Origin of the sequence: Serratia sp. JKS000199 (genome assembly GCF_900215455.1) — a bacterium.
In the GTDB taxonomy this organism is placed as follows: Bacteria; Pseudomonadota; Gammaproteobacteria; order Enterobacterales; family Enterobacteriaceae; genus Serratia; species Serratia ureilytica.
This window is the reverse complement of record NZ_LT907843.1, coordinates 1,963,045-1,977,379: the sequence shown is the minus strand read 5'-3', so window position 1 is coordinate 1,977,379 and position 14,335 is coordinate 1,963,045. Positions and strand designations below refer to the sequence as shown.

Annotated in this window: 16 protein-coding genes; 13 read left to right on the top strand and 3 right to left on the bottom strand. The window is 61.1% G+C overall.

Features of this window, described 5'->3' with window-relative positions:
- The first annotated feature begins 45 nt into the window (after window positions 1-45).
- Genes folE2 through zigA form a run of 3 tightly spaced genes read left to right on the top strand, consistent with a single transcriptional unit; the run spans window position 46 to window position 2,720 of the window.
- Entirely contained in the window at window positions 46-972 is a 927-nt protein-coding gene (gene folE2 / locus CPH57_RS09480) for a GTP cyclohydrolase FolE2 (RefSeq protein ID WP_060660656.1), read from the top strand.
- Window positions 962-1,522 (top strand): carbonate dehydratase, encoded by a 561-nt coding sequence (locus tag CPH57_RS09475; RefSeq protein WP_033643236.1) that lies wholly within the window; start codon window positions 962-964, stop codon window positions 1,520-1,522. The genes folE2 and CPH57_RS09475 overlap by 11 nt, the downstream gene beginning before the upstream one ends.
- Before the next feature lie 10 nt (window positions 1,523-1,532).
- A complete protein-coding gene (gene zigA, locus CPH57_RS09470) occupies window positions 1,533-2,720 on the top strand; it encodes a zinc metallochaperone GTPase ZigA (protein WP_033650275.1) in 1,188 nt (395 codons plus the stop codon).
- Window positions 2,721-2,877: 157 nt separating this feature from the next.
- Here the strand turns inward: zigA and CPH57_RS24570 are convergent, their stop codons facing one another.
- Window positions 2,878-3,015, bottom strand: a complete 138-nt coding sequence (locus CPH57_RS24570) for a hypothetical protein (protein WP_154582449.1) — start codon at window positions 3,013-3,015, stop codon at window positions 2,878-2,880.
- Window positions 3,016-3,164: 149 nt separating this feature from the next.
- Here CPH57_RS24570 and CPH57_RS09465 point away from each other — a divergent pair, with 149 nt between their 5' ends.
- Both CPH57_RS09465 and CPH57_RS09460 read left to right on the top strand, forming a co-directional pair.
- On the top strand, window positions 3,165-4,064 hold the full coding sequence (locus CPH57_RS09465; protein ID WP_230079595.1) for an oxidoreductase: 900 nt from the start codon (window positions 3,165-3,167) through the stop codon (window positions 4,062-4,064).
- Window positions 4,065-4,094: 30 nt separating this feature from the next.
- The gene (locus tag CPH57_RS09460; protein ID WP_060660659.1) at window positions 4,095-5,225 is read left to right on the top strand and encodes an MFS transporter; all 1,131 of its coding nucleotides are present in this window, start codon (window positions 4,095-4,097) and stop codon (window positions 5,223-5,225) included.
- Window positions 5,226-5,380: 155 nt separating this feature from the next.
- On the opposite strand, the gene pspF is transcribed toward CPH57_RS09460, so the two are convergent.
- Window positions 5,381-6,388, bottom strand: a complete 1,008-nt coding sequence (pspF, locus tag CPH57_RS09455) for a phage shock protein operon transcriptional activator (protein ID WP_096242299.1) — start codon at window positions 6,386-6,388, stop codon at window positions 5,381-5,383.
- A gap of 184 nt (window positions 6,389-6,572) precedes the next feature.
- Here pspF and pspA point away from each other — a divergent pair, with 184 nt between their 5' ends.
- From pspA to tyrR, 7 genes are all read left to right on the top strand, one after another.
- A complete protein-coding gene (pspA, locus tag CPH57_RS09450) occupies window positions 6,573-7,238 on the top strand; it encodes a phage shock protein PspA (RefSeq protein WP_004930555.1) in 666 nt (221 codons plus the stop codon).
- A 63-nt stretch (window positions 7,239-7,301) separates the two neighbouring features.
- Window positions 7,302-7,529 carry an envelope stress response membrane protein PspB gene (gene pspB, locus CPH57_RS09445; RefSeq protein WP_004930553.1) on the top strand — a complete coding sequence of 76 codons (228 nt, stop codon included), beginning with the start codon at window positions 7,302-7,304 and terminating at the stop codon, window positions 7,527-7,529.
- Window positions 7,529-7,888: an envelope stress response membrane protein PspC gene (pspC, locus tag CPH57_RS09440; RefSeq protein WP_033643233.1), complete on the top strand. Its 360-nt coding sequence runs from the start codon at window positions 7,529-7,531 to the stop codon at window positions 7,886-7,888. Before pspB ends, pspC begins: the two co-directional genes overlap by 1 nt.
- 96 nt (window positions 7,889-7,984) lie before the next feature.
- On the top strand, window positions 7,985-8,251 hold the full coding sequence (pspD, locus tag CPH57_RS09435) for a phage shock protein PspD (protein ID WP_071845135.1): 267 nt from the start codon (window positions 7,985-7,987) through the stop codon (window positions 8,249-8,251).
- Window positions 8,232-9,629, top strand: coding sequence for a YcjX family protein (locus CPH57_RS09430; RefSeq protein WP_096242298.1), 1,398 nt, complete (start codon window positions 8,232-8,234; stop codon window positions 9,627-9,629). Before pspD ends, CPH57_RS09430 begins: the two co-directional genes overlap by 20 nt.
- Entirely contained in the window at window positions 9,626-10,687 is a 1,062-nt protein-coding gene (locus CPH57_RS09425; RefSeq protein WP_033650280.1) for a YcjF family protein, read from the top strand. The genes CPH57_RS09430 and CPH57_RS09425 overlap by 4 nt, the downstream gene beginning before the upstream one ends.
- 313 nt (window positions 10,688-11,000) lie before the next feature.
- Window positions 11,001-12,572, top strand: a complete 1,572-nt coding sequence (gene tyrR / locus CPH57_RS09420) for a transcriptional regulator TyrR (protein WP_033643230.1) — start codon at window positions 11,001-11,003, stop codon at window positions 12,570-12,572.
- A 56-nt stretch (window positions 12,573-12,628) separates the two neighbouring features.
- Here the strand turns inward: tyrR and tpx are convergent, their stop codons facing one another.
- Window positions 12,629-13,132: a thiol peroxidase gene (tpx, locus tag CPH57_RS09415; RefSeq protein WP_096242297.1), complete on the bottom strand. Its 504-nt coding sequence runs from the start codon at window positions 13,130-13,132 to the stop codon at window positions 12,629-12,631.
- 225 nt (window positions 13,133-13,357) lie between these two features.
- Between tpx and ycjG the strand changes: the two genes are divergently transcribed.
- Window positions 13,358-14,332, top strand: a complete 975-nt coding sequence (gene ycjG, locus CPH57_RS09410; protein WP_046687132.1) for an L-Ala-D/L-Glu epimerase — start codon at window positions 13,358-13,360, stop codon at window positions 14,330-14,332.
- The last annotated feature ends 3 nt before the right edge of the window (window positions 14,333-14,335 follow it).

Here is a 14,335-nt window from a genome sequence, read left to right as displayed (position 1 = left end):
CATGTTACCGTTCCCCGGCAAAGTCACAATAACGCAAGGGGATGTATGAACGAAGTTGCACTTCCACCACGCCGTTCGCTGCCGGATGCTCAGGCATGGCGCGGCGAAATGAGTGATGTCGGGCTCGATTGGGTCGGGATGCAAGGGATCGCGCTGCCGCTGGAGCTGGCCGGCAAGCCATTGATGGCGAAGGTCGACGCCGGTATCAACCTGCGCGCCGAAGCGGCGGGCGAGCGCGGCATTCACATGTCGCGGCTGTATCTGGCGCTGGACGAGTTGACGCAGGGCGAGCTGACGCCGCAGCGCATCGGCCGAACGCTGCAGGCCTTTTTGGCTTCGCAGCCGGAACACAGCGATCGCGCCAGCTTGTCGATCGGCGGCGAGCTGTTGCTGTCACGCCCGGCGCTGCTGTCGCCGCAGCGCGGCTGGAAAGCCTATCCGCTGCGCATCGAGGCCACTCTGACGGATACGCTGACGCTGGCGCTGACCGTCGGCGTGCCTTATTCCTCCACCTGCCCGAGTTCGGCGGCGCTCAGCCGTCAGTTGGCGCAGCAACAGTTCCAGTTTGATTTTGAACAGGCGGCGGAGCGGGTCAGCCAACGGCAGGTGAGCGAATGGCTTCTGGAGCAAGGGATGCCGGCCACCCCCCACAGCCAGCGCAGCTGGGCCTGGATCACCGTGACGCCCGAGAATGAACGGGCGTTTGAGCCGGTGAAACTGATTGACCGCATCGAACACGCGCTGGGCACGCCGGTGCAAACGCTGGTGAAACGCCGCGACGAACAGGCCTTCGCATTGGCCAACGGTCAGAACCTGATGTTTTGCGAGGACGCGGCGCGCCGTCTGTATCGCATGCTGCGCAGCCAGTGCGACTACCGCGCTTTTTCGCTGCGCGTCGAGCATCAGGAGAGCCTGCATGCCCACAATGCGGTGGCGGAGCTGAGCTGGCGGGGAGAACACCATGCTGCGTAAAAATCCCAGCGGCCATCTGCCGCAGGTCTCGCCGCTGGCCTACATCGATCCCACTGCCATTATTTGCGGCCGGGTGATCGTCGAAGACTTCGTTTACGTCGGCCCTTATGCGGTAATTCGCGCCGACGAGTTGAACGCCGTCGGCGACATGGAGCCGATCGTCATCGGCTCGCACTCCAATATTCAGGACGGCGTGGTGATCCATTCCAAGAGCGGGGCGGCGGTGACTATTGGCCGTTACAGCTCGATCGCCCACCGCGCCATTGTGCACGGCCCGTGCCGCATCGACGATCGGGTGTTTATCGGCTTCAACAGCGTGCTGTTCAACTGCCACGTTCAGTCCGGCTGCGTGGTGCGCTACAACGCGGTCGTGGACGGCGTAACGCTGCCGGAAAACCGCTATATCCCCTCGACCGAGCGCGTGGGGCCGGACAGCGACCTGTCGCGCTATCGCCAGGTCGATCGCGGCGCGCTGCAGTTTTCGGAAGAAGTGGCCGCCACCAACGTCGAGCTGGTGCGCGGTTACCAGGCATTACGCAATGAATTTTAATGAGGTCCCCATGAAACAACTTCCCGTGACCGTGCTTTCCGGCTTTCTCGGCGCCGGCAAGACTACGGTGCTGAACCACATCCTGAACAACCGGCAGGGCATGCGCGTGGCGGTGATCGTCAACGACATGAGCGAGGTGAATATCGACGCTGCGCTGGTGGAGAATGAAGTGCGCCTCGATCGCCAGCAGGAGAAGCTGGTGGAGATGAGCAACGGCTGCATCTGCTGCACGCTGCGCGAAGACCTGCTGGTGTCGGTGCGCGAGCTGGCGCAGGACGGGCGCTTCGATTATCTGTTGATCGAATCGAGCGGCATCTCCGAACCGCTGCCGGTGGCGGAAACCTTTACCTTTGAGGATGAACAAGGGGAAAGCCTGTCGCAGTTCGCCCGGCTGGATACCCTGGTGACGGTGGTCGACGGGGTGAATTTCATCCGGCAATACCAGCAGGCGCAAAGCCTGCAGGAGGCCGGCCAAAGCCTGGGCGAGGACGATCTGCGCAGCGTGGCGGACCTGTTGATTGAGCAAATTGAATTTTGCGACGTGATCCTGGTCAGCAAGACCGATCTGTTGACGCCAACGCAGCAGGGTGAAGTGATGGCGCTGCTGGCCAGCCTGAATCCCGACGCCCGCATTGTGCCGATCGCGCCGGGCAAACTGCCGCTGGAGGCGGTGCTGAATACCGGCAGCTTCAGTTTTGAAAAGGCGCAGCAGGCGCCCGGCTGGCTGAAAGAGCTGCGCGGCGAACACGTGCCGGAGACGGAAAGCTACGGCATCAGCAGCTTTGTCTATCAGGCGCGGCGGCCGTTTGCGCCGGACAAGTTCTACCGCGTGATCAACGGCGACTGGGGCGGCGGCAAGCTGCTGCGTTCGAAAGGCTTCTTCTGGCTGGCGACGCGGCCGCGGCAGGCCGGGCAGTGGAGCCAGGCCGGCGGCATCGCCCATTACGGCCTGGCGGGCACCTTTTGGCGCGCGATCCCGCAAGACAATTGGCCGCAAGATCCGCAAACGCGGGCGCATATTCAGGAGAAATGGGTGGAGCCGTTCGGCGACATGCGCCAGGAGCTGGTGTTTATCGGCCAGCACTTGCAACAGGCGGCGATCGTGCGTCTGCTGGACGACTGCCTGCTGAGCGACGACGAAATGGCCGCCGGCGTGGACTATTGGCTGGAGATGGCAGACCCGTTCCCTGAGTGGTAATTGCGCAATCTTCGTGTGGTAATGAGAAAAATTCTCAACAAAGTGCTTTACAGACGATACTGATAACTATTATCATCGCCTGGCAGTTCACGGAAGGCCACAGTTTGCGGCTCTGATGTGGAAGGCACGACATTGCTCACATTGCTTCCAGTGTTTTTTAAGCCAGCTCGGGTGCTGGCTTTTTTTTTGCCTGTTTCAGACCGGAAACCTCGCCTGGCGAGCCGCCATGCTCCACTTTTTTCTTTTTCGCCGCGTAACCTGGACGATCTCGACAGAAGTTCGGGGTTTCATGCATTCACAGTCCCGTGACGGAATTTCATACTCCTTCTCATCGACGCGCCGGCTGCGTTTGGCCGGCCACTGTTAACCGTGAGGAGAATGCCTGTGATTACCCAACAAACCCCCATCAAGTCAGGATTCGGGCCCAAAACGACCGCCGGCGAGGTGCTCGCGAGCCAGGATCTGTCAGGCACGCTGGCCATCGTCACCGGTGGCCATTCAGGCCTCGGTCTGGAGACGACGCTGGCGCTGGCCGACGCCGGCGCACGGGTTATCGTCGCTTGCCGGGCACCGGCGGCAGCCAAAGCGGTGTTAGGGCTGAGCGCCGGCGTCGAGATCGCCGAACTCGATCTCGCCGATTTGAACAGCGTGCGTCGTTTCGCTGCAGACTTTACCGCATCGAGCCTACGGGCGGATATCGTCATCAATAACGCCGGGGTGATGGCATGCCCGGAGGCGCGGGTGGGGAACGGTTGGGAAAGGCAGTTCGCCACCAACCATCTCGGCCACTATGCGCTGACTAATTTGCTGTGGCCGACCATTGCCGATGGCGGGCGGGTGGTCACCGTCTCCTCCGCCGGGCATCACCATTCGGCGATCCGCTGGGAAGATGTGCAGTTCGAACGCGGTTACGACAAGTGGCTGGCGTATGGTCAGTCGAAGACGGCGAATGCCCTGTTCGCCGTCTGGTTGGATCTTCTGGGCCGCTCGCGGGGGATCCGCGCATTTAGCCTGCATCCGGGTAGCATCGCCACGCCGCTGCAGCGGCACATATCGAGAGCAGAGATGATAGCCCTGGGCTGGATGGACGAAGAGGGCAATCCGGCCGATCCCGATGCCCTTAAAACGCCTCAGCAGGGGGCTGCTACGCAGGTCTGGGCCGCCACCTCACCGCAGTTGCAGGGATTAGGGGGCCTCTACTGCGAGGATGGCGATATTGCCGGCATCGCCGCCCACGACAGTCAGGCGCTGGTCGGCGTGAAGGAATACGCGATCGACCCGGAACAGGCGCAGCGTCTGTGGGCGCTTTCGGCATCGCTGACCGGCATTGATGCCTTCGCCTGACCAGGCCGCTAATCGGATAAGGGGGAGCCCATGATGTCGATGATGAAAGAAAAAAATCTGGCGATATCCAGCATGTTTTTCATGCTGGGGCTGTGTTTCGGCAGTTTGAGTTCAAGGATGGCGACGATCAAGGGAGGGCTTGCGTTGTCTGACGGCGTATTCGGCACCGTCCTGTTCGCCATGTCGGCCGGCGTGGTCGTGTCGCTGCCGATATCGGGATGGGCGATCGCCAAACTCGGCAGCAGGGTGGTCGGCGTCGCGGCTATTCTGTTCAACGCCACGCTTTTGCTTCTGGTGCCCTTCGCCGCGACGGTCCTGCAACTGGCGGTGCTGCTGTTTTTATGCGGGTTCGCTTACAGCGCGGTCAATGTCTCGAACAACATGCAGGCCAGTATCGCCGAGGCGGTCAGCGGTAAAACGAGGCTGCCGTTCTTTCACGGTATATGGGGCGTGGCGGGGTTCGTCGGCGCAGGGATCGGGGCGTTAATGATCGGTCGGGATGTCGCCTTGCCGCTGCACTTTGCGGGCATAGCGGCGGTGGCTCTGATGTCCGCCTTGCTGTGTCGGCGGGCATTGTTCGACAAACCGGAACTGGAACAGACCGGGCGCGCTTTCGCCATCCCGGACCGCTCGCTGTTCAACTATGGCCTGATCGTTTTCTGCTCGATGGCTTGTGAGGGCATTATGTATGACTGGAGCGTCGTTTATTTTCAGGACGTCGTCTCGGTCGATCGAAAATACATCGGCCTGGGTTTTACGGTATTTATGGCGGCCATGACGATCGGCCGGCTCATGCTGAACCGGTTCGTGGATCGGATCGGAGTGAGAAGAACGTTGCAATGGGGCGGGATGCTGGCATTCACCGGCATGACGCTAACGACCTGGTTACCGGGTTTGGTGACGTCGATAATCGGTTTTTTCCTGGTTGGGCTTGGCATTTGCGCCATTATTCCGCTGGTTGCGGGGGCGGCCGCAAGGTCTTCTTCCATGGCGCCAAGCGCCGCCATCGCGGCAGTGCTGACCATCGGTTTTCTGGGGACGCTGATCGGGCCGCCGTTAATCGGGTTCTTATCCGAAACTGTCGGTTTGCGCTATGCCTTTCTGGTCTGCGTCGCGTTGTCGCTCGGCGTCATTTATCGGGCAGGAAAAATACCGCTGTGATCTTACAAGAAGGTGATTCATCGGCGGGCTATCCGCAGATAGACGTGACCGTCGAGAAAGGCCGGCCTCTCCAGGCGGCCGTTCTCAGGCCACATCTCTCAACCTGGGGCTAATAGCTGACGGCCGGGAAAGACCGGCACCCAATCCCCGCGTTGCTAATCCTCGTCTTGCTCGCCGTTTTGCAGCAGCGCATGCTTTTTCAGCATACCGCGTAGCTGATGGTAGGTGAGCCCCAGCAGCTGCGCCGCCTTGCGCTGGTTGAATCGCCCTTGCTGCAGCGCTGCTTCGATCAGCGCCTTCTCTTGCTCCAACTGCCAGTTTTTCAGCTCGAGCGGCAGCGCCGGCAACGCGCTGGCGCCTTCAGGGGCAGGCGTAAGCGGTGAGGCCTCGCGTGGCGCAAACGGGTTGATGACGATCTCATCCAGCGGGTTGTCGCTGTCGCCGTGACGATAGACCGAACGTTCCACCACGTTTTTCAGTTCGCGCACGTTGCCCGGCCAGCCGTAGTTGAGCAACGTCTGCCTGGCGCGTTCGGTAAAGCCGGGAAACAGCGGCAGCGCCAGCTCACGGCACATTTGAATGGCGAAGTGCTCGGCCAGCAACATGATATCGGGCCGGCGTTGGCGCAGCGGCGGCAGCTGCACCACGTCGAACGCCAGCCGATCCAGCAGATCGGCGCGGAACTTGCCCGCCGCCGCCAGCGCCGGCAGATCGTCGTTGGTGGCGCACACCAGGCGCACATCTACCCGCAGCGGCTGGCTGCCGCCCACGCGTTCCAGCTGGCCGTATTCGATCACCCGCAGCAATTTCTCCTGCACCAGCATTGGCGCGGTCGCCAGCTCATCGAGGAACAGCGTGCCGCCGTCGGCGCGCTCGAAGCGGCCCAGATGACGTTTCTGCGCACCGGTAAAGGCACCGGCCTCGTGGCCGAACAGCTCGGAATCCAGCAGGTTTTCATTCAGCGCCGCACAGTTGAGCGAGATGAACGGCCCTTGCCAACGGTTGGAGAGGTAGTGCAGACGATGGGCGATCAGCTCTTTACCGGTGCCGCGCTCGCCGATCACCAGCACCGGTTTGTTCAGCTTTGCCACCTGGGAGACTTGCTCCAATACTTCGACAAAGGCGTTTGCTTCGCCCAACAAATTCTCTGGCTGTTCGTTCATGATGAAATTCGCCAATGTTTGGTGAAAATAATCACTCTACAGCAAGCGCGCAGAGAGTCAAAAATAAAGAGTTGTTGTTTTTCAATTAGATAAAAGTTGGCACGGGTTTTGATTATCTCTTTGGGCAAGCTGTACGACTTAACGCGGCGCTTCAGACGCCATCAGAACCAAGAGGAAGTGAATTATGGGTATTTTTTCTCGTTTTGCCGACATCGTGAACGCCAACATCAACACCCTGCTGGACAAGGCGGAAGATCCGCAGAAGCTGGTGCGGTTGATGATCCAAGAGATGGAAGACACGCTGGTTGAAGTCCGTTCTACGTCGGCGCGCGCGCTGGCGGAGAAAAAGCAGTTGCTGCGTCGCATCGAGCAGGGTGAAAGCCAGGTAAGCGACTGGCAGGAAAAAGCCGAGCTGGCGCTGCGCAAAGATAAAGAAGACTTGGCCCGCGCGGCGCTGATCGAAAAACAAAAGGTTGCCGACCTGATCGCCACGCTGACGCAAGAAGTGGCGACCGTAGAAGAAACGTTGGCGCGTATGAAGAGCGAAATCGGTGAGCTGGAAAACAAGCTGACCGAAACCCGCGCGCGGCAGCAGGCGCTGGCGCTGCGCCATCAGGCCGCATCTTCCTCGCGCGAGGTGCGCCGTCAGCTCGACAGCGGCAAGCTGGATGAGGCGATGGCGCGTTTCGAACAGTTCGAACGTCGCATCGACCATATGGAAGCCGAAGCGGAAAGCATCAGCATCGGTAAAAAGAAGTCGCTGGACCAGGAGTTTGCCGAGCTGAAAGCCGACGACGCCATCAGTGAGCAGCTGGCGGCGCTGAAAGCCAAGATGAACCGCTCCGAGTAAGGCGAACCGCGGCCACACGCCGGAGGTGGCCGCCTATTCAGGATCCGATAAGAAGGAATAACAATGAGTGCTTTATTACTTGCCATTCCGCTGACAATTTTCGTGCTGTTTGTCGCGCCGATTTGGCTTTGGCTGCATTACAGCAATCGGCAACAGACCGGCATCCAGCTGAGTCAGCAAGAAATGCAGCGCCTGGCGCAGCTGGCGGAAGACGCCAAACGCATGCGTGAACGCATTCAGGCGCTGGAAGAGATCCTCGATGCGGAACACCCGAACTGGAGACAGTCCTGATGAGCATGACGCTGGGCAGTAAAAAGCTTTATCGCGTACCCGAAGAAGGCATGGTAAAAGGCGTCTGCGCCGGTCTGGCTCACTATTTCGACGTGCCGGTGCGCCTGATCCGCGTGATGGTGGTGCTGTCGCTGTTCTTTGGGCTGTTTTTCTTCACGCTGGTGGCCTATATCGCGCTGGTGTTCGTGTTGGACGAAGCGCCGGCCAGCCGTTTCGAGGGCGAGCATCAGAAGACGCCGCGCCAGCTGCTCGATCAGCTGGAATATGAGCTGGGCAGCGGCGAACAGCAGCTGCGTCAGGTCGAGCGTTACGTGACGTCCGACACCTTCGGCGTTCAGAGCCGCTTCCGCAAGCTGTAACCCTTCTTGCGATACCCGGCCTGCGCAGGCCGGGTATCTTCGCCGCCGTTATCCCGTTGAATGTAACCTTAATCTCTTGTGCCGGAGGGCATTGTCATGAATAAAATCGATGTTGCGAACACCGTCAGAACGGGTGGATTTAAACGAGGAGCGGCGGCAATGTTGAAGACATTGGCTAAAGTCATCATCATAGCGTTATTGAACTATGGCCCGGCGGGCGCCGCCGGCTGGTTGCTGAAGACCGTCGGCCGCAAACCGGTGCGCGTCGTGCTGGCGCTGGTGCTGGAACCGCTGTTCCGTAAAGGCCTGAACAAGGCATTCGGGCGTTACGTCAAGGAGAGCAATGAAACGACTGCAAAATGAGTTAACCTCGCTGGTCAACCGCGGAATGGATCGCCATCTGCGCCTGGCGGTGACCGGCCTGAGCCGCAGCGGCAAAACCGCCTTTATCACCGCCTTCGTCAATCAACTGCTGCATGTGCACAGCGGCGCGCGCATGCCGCTGTTTTCACCGGTGCGCGAAGAACGCCTGCTGGGCGTCAAGCGCATCCCGCAGCGCGATCTCGGCATCCAGCGTTTCACCTACGACGAAGGGCTGGCGCAGCTGTACGGCACGCCGCCGGCCTGGCCGACGCCGACGCGCGGCGTCAGCGAAATCCGGCTGGCGCTGCGCTACCGCTCCAACGACTCGTTGCTGCGCCATTTCAAAGACACCTCGACGCTGTACCTGGAGATCGTCGATTATCCGGGCGAATGGTTGCTGGATCTGCCGATGCTCGAGCAGGATTACCTGGCCTGGTCGCGGCAGATGACCGGGCTGCTGCAGGGGGAACGCGCCGAATGGGCCAAGCCTTGGCTTGACCTGTGTAAAACCTGCGATCCGCTGGCTCCGGCCGACGAAAATCGCCTTGCGGCGATCGCCCAGGCCTACACCGATTATCTGTTGCGCTGCAAAAGCGAAGGTCTGCACTTCATTCAGCCGGGCCGTTTCGTGCTGCCGGGCGACATGGCCGGCGCACCGGCGCTGCAGTTTTTCCCGTGGCCCGATGTTGCCGCGGTGGGCGAGTCGAAACTGGCGCAGGCCGACAAACACACCAATATCGGCATGCTGCGCGCTCGGTTCAACTACTACTGCCAGTCGATCGTCAAAAACTTCTATAAAGAGCATTTCGTCCGTTTCGATCGGCAAATCGTGCTGGTTGACTGCCTGCAGCCGCTCAACAGTGGCCCGCAAGCGTTCAACGACATGCGCCTGGCACTGACCCAACTGATGCAGAGTTTCCATTACGGCAAACGCACGCTGTTTCGCCGTTTGTTCTCGCCGACCATCGACAAACTGATGTTCGCCGCCACCAAGGCGGACCACATCACCGCCGATCAGCACGCCAATCTGGTGTCGTTGCTGCAACAGCTGGTGCAAGAGGCGTGGCAGAACGCGGCGTTCGAAGGCATCAGCATGGATTGCGTCGGCCTGGCCTCGGTGCAGGCGACCGAGAGCGGCATTGTCGATCATCAGGGGCAGCGTATTCCGGCGCTGAAGGGCAATCGCCTCAGCGACGGCGCGCCGCTGACGGTGTTCCCCGGCGAAGTGCCGGCCCGTTTGCCGGGGCCGGCGTTCTGGCAGAGCCAGGGATTCCACTTCGATGAGTTTCGCCCGCGCGCCATGAGCGTGGACAGCCCGTTGCCGCATATCCGTCTGGATGCGGTGATGGAATTTTTACTGGGAGACAAATTGCGATGAGCGAGCCGATCAAACCGCGTATCGATTTTGACGAGCCGTTGCAGCCGCCGCAGGAACCGACGTTGCGTGCCGGCGTTGCTTTCGACGCCGAGCAGGCGGAGAGCTTCTTTCCGGCGGCGCCGGAGCTGCAGCAGGAGGAGGAAGAAGGGCGCGCCGAGGGCATCATCAACGCTGCGCTGAAGCCGAAACGCAGCCTGTGGCGCAAAATGGTCACCGCCGGGCTGGCGCTGTTCGGCGTCAGCGTGGTGGCGCAGGGCGTGCAGTGGGTGCATACCGCCTGGGTGCAGCAGGACTGGATCGCCATGGGCGGCGGCGTGGCCGGAGGCCTGATCGTGTTCGCCGGCGTCGGTTCGGTGGTCACCGAGTGGCGGCGTTTGTATCGGCTGCGCCAGCGCGCGGAAGAGCGCGACGTGGCGCGCGAGCTGTTGCACAGCCACGGACTGGGGCAAGGGCGCGAATTCTGCGAGAAGCTGGCGCGCCAGGCCGGGCTGGATCAGGGGCATCCGGCGCTGCAGCGCTGGCAGGCCTCGCTGCATGAAACCCAAAATGACCGTGAAGTGGTGGAGCTGTACGCCAAACTGGTGCAGCCGGTGCTCGACAACCAAGCGCGGCGCGAAATCAGCCGCTCCGCCGCCGAATCGACGCTGATGATTGCCGTCAGCCCGTTGGCGCTGGTGGATATGGCGTTTATCGCCTGGCGCAACATCCGTTTGATTAACCGCATCGCCGCGTTGTATGGCATCGAACTGGGCTACTTCAGCCGCATTCGTTTGTTCCGGTTGGTGCTGCTCAACATCGCCTTTGCCGGCGCCTCCGAACTGGTGCGCGAAGTGGGCATGGACTGGATGTCGCAGGATCTGGCGGCGCGGCTGTCGGCGCGCGCGGCGCAGGGCATCGGCGCCGGGTTGTTGACCGCGCGGCTGGGCATCAAGGCGATGGAACTGTGTCGCCCGCTGCCGTGGCTGGAAGGGGAAAAACCGAAGCTTGGCGATTTCCGCAGCCAGCTGATCGGCCAATTGAAAGACACGCTGAAAAAGAGCGACGGCAAGGCCAAATAACCCCGCGACGGCGCTCCTGGCAGCGCCGTTATTTCACCGGCGCCAACGCCGGACGTAATCGAGACTTGACGATAGTCGATCCCCCTGTGCTTGCGTGATAAATACCTGCAAAATTAAATCTGTTTGTGATAACTCTCTGTTTGTGGGCTAAAATGACGCCGATGCTGTTATTCGCTTGCGTTTAAAATCAGCAACCACGGCAATAAATCAGAGTTCTGTCAACTTTTGCTGACAGATCGCTTCTACCGCCCGGTGCGAGGGAGTATCATCATCGCTAACGATCCCCGCACCTGCAGAGATAAGGCCAACACTGATGCGTTTGGAAGTATTTTGCGAAGACCGCCTCGGTCTCACTCGAGAATTACTCGATCTTTTGGTATCGCGCAGCATTGACTTACGTGGCATCGAGATCGATCCCATCGGCCGCATTTACCTCAATTTCTCCCAGCTGGACTTCGATACTTTCCGCGCGCTGATGGCGGAGATCCGCCGCATCGCCGGCGTGACCGACGTGCGCACCGTCAGCTTTATGCCTTCCGAACGCGAGCATCGCGCGCTGCGTGCGCTGCTGGAGTCGATGCCGGAGCCGGTGTTCTCTATCGACATGAAGGGCAAGGTCGAGCTGGCCAATCCGGCGGCGCTGGCGTTGTTCAGCCTGAACGAAGACAAGATCCGCAACCAGACCGCCGGGGCGTTGATCGGCGGCTATAACTTCAGCCGCTGGCTGGAGAGTGAGCATACGGCGCCGCACTCAGAACGGGTGGTGATCCGCAGCCAGGACTTCCTGATGGACATTACGCCTATCTATCTGGAGGACGAACAACAACAGCCGGCTGCGGTCGGCGCGGTGGTGATGTTGAAGTCCACCGCGCGCATGGGCCGCCAACTGCAAAATCTGTCGGTGAACGACGATACCGAATTCGATCACATCGTCGCGGTGAGCGCCAAGATGCGTCACGTGCTGGAGCAGGCGCGCAAACTGGCGATGCTCGATGCGCCGCTGCTGATCGTGGGCGATACCGGCACCGGCAAGGATATTCTGGCTCGCGCCTGCCACCTGCGCAGCCCGCGCGGCAAACAGCCGTTCCTGGCGCTGAACTGCGCCGCGCTGCCGGATGACGTGGTGGAGAGCGAGCTGTTCGGCCATGCGCCGGGCGCTTATCCCAACGCGCTGGAAGGCAAAAAGGGCTTCTTCGAGCAGGCCAACGGCGGTTCGGTGCTGCTGGATGAGATTGGCGAAATGTCGCCGCGCATGCAGACCAAACTGTTGCGTTTTCTCAATGACGGCACGTTCCGCCGGGTCGGCGAAGAGCATGAGGTGCACGTCGACGTGCGCGTGATCTGCGCCACCCAGAAGAACCTGACCGAGCTGGTGCAGCGCGGCGAATTCCGCGAAGACCTCTATTATCGCCTCAACGTGCTGACCATCACCATTCCGCCGCTGCGCGAACGCCCGCAGGACATCATGCCGCTGACCGAGCTGTTCGTGGCGCGCTTCGCCGATGAGCAGGGCGTGGCGCGGCCCAAGCTGGCGAACGATCTGGGCAGCTTCCTCAGCAAATACGGCTGGCCGGGCAACGTGCGCCAGCTGAAAAACGCCATCTACCGCGCGCTGACGCAAACCGAAGGCTACGAACTGCGGCCGCAGGATATCGTGTTGCCGGAGTTCGAGGTGGAGATGTCGCTGGGCGACGAGGTGCTGGACGGTTCACTGGACGACATCAGCAAGCGTTTCGAGCGCTCGGTGCTGACGCGCCTGTATCGCACCTATCCCAGCACCCGCAAGCTGGCGAAGCGGTTGGGCGTTTCCCATACCGCCATCGCCAACAAGCTGCGCGAATATGGCCTGAGCAGCCGCAAAGGCGGCGCTGAGGGCGAAGAATAAAAAAGGCGCCTTGCGGCGCCTTCCCGTGTATCCAAAGCCGGCGTTCGCCGGCTTTATTATTTCAGCGCTGCCAGCACCGCGTCGTAATCCGGCTCGGTGGTGATTTCGTTCACCAGCTCGCTGTACAGCACGTTGTCCTGGCCATCCAGCACCACGACCGCACGCGCGGTCAGGCCCGCCAATGGACCTTCGGCGATTTCAACGCCGTACGCCTGTTTGAACTCGGCGCCGCGCAGGGTGGACAGCGTGACCACGTTGCTCAGGCCTTCCGCGCCGCAGAAACGAGACTGGGCGAACGGCAGATCGGCGGAGATGCACAGCACCACGGTGTTATCCAGGCCGCTGGCCAGCTGGTTGAATTTACGCACCGACGTCGCGCAGACGCCGGTATCGATGCTTGGGAAGATGTTCAGGACTTTGCGTTTACCCGCGAAGCTGCTCAGCGCTACGTCTGACAGGTCTTTGGCAACCAGCGAGAAGGCCTTGGCCTGTTCGCCCTGCTGTGGCAGTTTGCCCGCTACGCTGACCGGATTGCCTTGAAAATGTACTGTCTGAGTCATTGCTAGATTCCTTTTACAGGTGTTTATACAAAGGGTATGAACCTGATGAAACGGCGCGCCGGCGACGGCTGTTAACATCAGGTTCACACCCTGACGCCAGTTTATGACAAGCGGGGCGGATTGGATATCAAAGTTTGCTAAATAGTTGTATATATTAGGCTGTTCTATAAAACATCACCGGCGCATCAGCCTGCCTGGATGCGCAGTTTTCGCTCAGGAGCCGTTATGAGAGACATGCGTTTTTACCCGGAAGCCTGGCCGCTGCACACCGCCTTCGTGATCGCGCGCGGCAGCCGCACCGAAGCCAGGGTGGTGGTGGTCGAAATCGAACAGCAGGGCGTGCGCGGCGTCGGCGAATGCACGCCGTATCCGCGCTATGGCGAGAGCGAGGAATCGGTGATGACGCAGCTGGCAGAGATGGCGCCGGCGATCGCGCAAGGCATCACCCGCGAACAGCTACTGACGCAGATGCCGGCGGGCGCGGCCCGCAACGCGCTGGACTCGGCGCTGTGGGATTTGGAGTGTGGTCTGCACGGGCAGAGCCTGTGGCAGCGCAGCGGCGTGACGGCGCCGGCGCAGATCCGTATGGCGCAGACCGTCAGCATCGGAACGCCGGAAGCGATGGCCTTCGCCGCGCGTGAGCTGGAGCGGCAGGGCGCCACGCTGCTGAAGATCAAACTCGACGATCACTATATCAGCGAGCGGCTGGTGGCGATCCGCGCCGCGGTGCCGCAGGCGACGCTGATTGTCGATGCCAATGAATCCTGGCAGGCGGAAGGGCTGGCGGCACGCTGCCAGCTGTTGGCCGATCTCGGCGTAGCGATGCTGGAGCAGCCGCTGCCGGCCGGTGACGACGCCGCATTGGAACACTTTATTCATCCGCTGCCGATCTGCGCCGATGAGAGCTGCCACACCCGCGCCGATCTGCCGCGGCTGGCGCAACGCTATCAGATGGTCAACATCAAACTGGACAAAACCGGCGGCTTGACCGAGGCGCTGGCGCTGGCGCAGGCCGCGCGCGAACAGGGATTCGCCATCATGCTCGGCTGCATGTTGTGCACGTCGCGGGCGATATCCGCCGCCTTGCCGCTGGCGCCGGCGGCGCGCTTCGTCGATCTGGACGGCCCGACCTGGCTGGCGCGGGACGTCGAACCGGGTCTGGCGTTCGAATGCGGGGCGATCGTCGATCTCGCCCCGTAGGGA

Bases quoted from the DNA above. Each gene is read 5' to 3' on its own strand.
- pspD (WP_071845135.1), top strand. From the start codon at position 7,985: ATGAATAAAATCGATGTTGCGAACACCGTCAGAACGGGTGGATTTAAA.
- pspB (WP_004930553.1), top strand. From the start codon at position 7,302: ATGAGTGCTTTATTACTTGCCATTCCGCTGACAATTTTCGTGCTGTTT.
- CPH57_RS09460 (WP_060660659.1), top strand. From the start codon at position 4,095: ATGATGTCGATGATGAAAGAAAAAAATCTGGCGATATCCAGCATGTTT.
- pspC (WP_033643233.1), top strand. From the start codon at position 7,529: ATGAGCATGACGCTGGGCAGTAAAAAGCTTTATCGCGTACCCGAAGAA.
- CPH57_RS09430 (WP_096242298.1), top strand. From the start codon at position 8,232: ATGAAACGACTGCAAAATGAGTTAACCTCGCTGGTCAACCGCGGAATG.
- pspF (WP_096242299.1), bottom strand. From the start codon at position 6,388: ATGAACGAACAGCCAGAGAATTTGTTGGGCGAAGCAAACGCCTTTGTC.
- zigA (WP_033650275.1), top strand. From the start codon at position 1,533: ATGAAACAACTTCCCGTGACCGTGCTTTCCGGCTTTCTCGGCGCCGGC.
- CPH57_RS09475 (WP_033643236.1), top strand. From the start codon at position 962: ATGCTGCGTAAAAATCCCAGCGGCCATCTGCCGCAGGTCTCGCCGCTG.
- tyrR (WP_033643230.1), top strand. From the start codon at position 11,001: ATGCGTTTGGAAGTATTTTGCGAAGACCGCCTCGGTCTCACTCGAGAA.
- folE2 (WP_060660656.1), top strand. From the start codon at position 46: ATGAACGAAGTTGCACTTCCACCACGCCGTTCGCTGCCGGATGCTCAG.
- CPH57_RS09425 (WP_033650280.1), top strand. From the start codon at position 9,626: ATGAGCGAGCCGATCAAACCGCGTATCGATTTTGACGAGCCGTTGCAG.
- CPH57_RS24570 (WP_154582449.1), bottom strand. From the start codon at position 3,015: ATGCATGAAACCCCGAACTTCTGTCGAGATCGTCCAGGTTACGCGGCG.
- tpx (WP_096242297.1), bottom strand. From the start codon at position 13,132: ATGACTCAGACAGTACATTTTCAAGGCAATCCGGTCAGCGTAGCGGGC.
- pspA (WP_004930555.1), top strand. From the start codon at position 6,573: ATGGGTATTTTTTCTCGTTTTGCCGACATCGTGAACGCCAACATCAAC.
- ycjG (WP_046687132.1), top strand. From the start codon at position 13,358: ATGAGAGACATGCGTTTTTACCCGGAAGCCTGGCCGCTGCACACCGCC.